The sequence below is a fragment of the Bradyrhizobium sp. SRL28 genome (genome assembly GCF_018596315.1).
Lineage (GTDB): Bacteria > Pseudomonadota > Alphaproteobacteria > Rhizobiales > Xanthobacteraceae > Bradyrhizobium.
On the sequence record NZ_JAHEAG010000141.1, the window covers coordinates 1 to 1,901 of the forward strand.

2 protein-coding genes are annotated in these 1,901 nt (G+C 62.5%); both read right to left on the reverse strand.

The window, feature by feature from the left end:
* Positions 1-86 precede the first annotated feature (86 nt).
* Positions 87-1,052: a LysR substrate-binding domain-containing protein gene (locus KIP88_RS45640; protein ID WP_214494597.1), complete on the reverse strand. Its 966-nt coding sequence runs from the start codon at positions 1,050-1,052 to the stop codon at positions 87-89.
* Positions 1,049-1,901, reverse strand: an 853-nt coding sequence (locus tag KIP88_RS45645) for a LysR substrate-binding domain-containing protein (RefSeq protein WP_214494598.1), incomplete at its 5' end; no start/stop codon positions are given. The genes KIP88_RS45645 and KIP88_RS45640, both read right to left, overlap by 4 nt.

Genomic DNA, 1,901 nt, shown 5'->3' on the forward strand with positions numbered 1-1,901 from the left:
ACATCTGATCAGCCGTCGACGTCGCTTAACAAGTAGCTCGATTTAGAAGCAATTCGCAGCGAACACTTGGCCGGGCAGAAAAAAATCTACCGCAATGTACGGGTATTGTTCCGTGATTCGGCTCGTCCGGGATTGATCCATTCGACACCGGGCGCCTGCGTTTGATGCAAGGTGGTCTCGACGAGCTGGGTCAGCAGATCGCGCACGGCCTCCGCCGCATTGGCCAGAGGAAAATTGCAGGACGAGATGATCGAACAGGTAACATAAACCGGCGGCTCGATTGCCTCGGGCTCGCCGAGATCGTCGCCCGACATGTCGGAAAGATCGCCCTTCGGCAGCACCGAACCGCCGACGTCCGCGCGCACCGCCGCGATGATGTTTGCGACGACGTCTACTTCCATCACGACGTTCGGCGTGAGCTTTGCTGTCGCGAAGGCACGATCGAGCGCGGTTCGAGTCATGTTCGGAGAAGGCGGCAGGATCAGCGGCAGAGATGCGAGCTCGGCGAGTTGCACCGGCTTGCCTTTTGACGCGGCCTGATGACGGATCAGAAACAGCCGCTGCCTGAACAGCGGAATGCGTGCGAAGGTCGGCGCAAGCTCGTCCTCCAGCACCAGCCCAAGGTCGAGTTCATGCTCGGTCACCCGGCGCTTGATCGTCGGGCTGTCGGAGACGGCCATCCTGAGCACGACATCGGGCAGGGACGCCTTGCATTGCTGCATGAATGCTGTGGGCGCCGTCGTCACGAAGGTTGACGACATCCCGAGCCGCACGGTGCCCTTCGCGATCCCGGTGCCGGACCGCACGATCCCGGGAAGCTGGTGCAGCCGTTTCAGAATGGCAGACGCCTCGCGATAGAGCACCTCGCCTGCGGCGGTCGGGCGAACGCCGCGAGCGCTGCGCAAGAGCAGGCTCACGCCGAGCTGCTCTTCGAGTTGCGCGATCTGTTGGCTGATCGCTGGCTGTGCGACGTGGATCGTGGATGCGGCGCGCGAAAAGCTTCCCGCCTCGACCACGCTGACGAAGTAATGCAGATGGCGGTACTGCATCATCCGATCAGTTCCGCGCCGGGCCGCATATTCTTTGCTATTTGATCCTCCACGAACCGGATCAGCACGTTTTTTACGGCTTCGCCGGCATGCGTGAGCGGGAAATCGCTGGAAGAAACCAGCGAGCACGTGAGGAAGATCGGCGGCTCGATCAGCAGCGGCTCGGCGAAAGCGCCCGGATAGACGTTCGCAAAGGTCCCCGCGTTGTAGATCGAATATCCGACCCCGGAGCGCACCGCGGACAGCTCGCTCAGCCCGGCGGTCTCAGCGATGACGTTCGGCGTCAGCCCCGCCTCCGCAAAGGCGCGGTCGATGACGATACGCCGGTGCCTGGGGAGTGGCGGGAGCACGAGCGGCAGTTTAGCGACCTGCTCGAGGGGTACCACGCCCCGGCACCCTGCCAGTGGCTCACGTGCCACCAGGTAAAGACGCTGCCGGAAAATGGGATGACGTGAGAAGTTCGGCACGAAGTGATCCTCGAAGACCAAGGCCATGTCGAGCGTTTGCGCCTCGATCCGGTCCTGAAGCTCATCGCTTTCGCCGTCGGAGAATTTCAACGTCACCTTCGGCAGTGCTATCTTGCATGCCGCAACGGCAGAGCCCGCGATGCCGCCCGCGAGCGCTATCGTGATTCCGAAGTTGACGATGCCCTCAACCTCGCCACTGCTCGACCGCACAATGCCGGGAAGCTGCTTGAGCTGACGAAGGATCTCGGAGGCCTCGCGAAACACGATCTCGCCGGCGGCTGTAGGGCGCACGCCGCGCGAGCTTCGATCCAGCAAGACGAAACCGAGCCGTTCTTCAAGCTCCCCGACCTGCTGGCTGAGCGCGGGTTGTGCGACGTGGATCGCA

Coding starts and splice junctions, on each gene's coding strand:
- KIP88_RS45640 (WP_214494597.1), bottom strand. CDS start 1,052: ATGATGCAGTACCGCCATCTGCATTACTTCGTCAGCGTGGTCGAGGCG.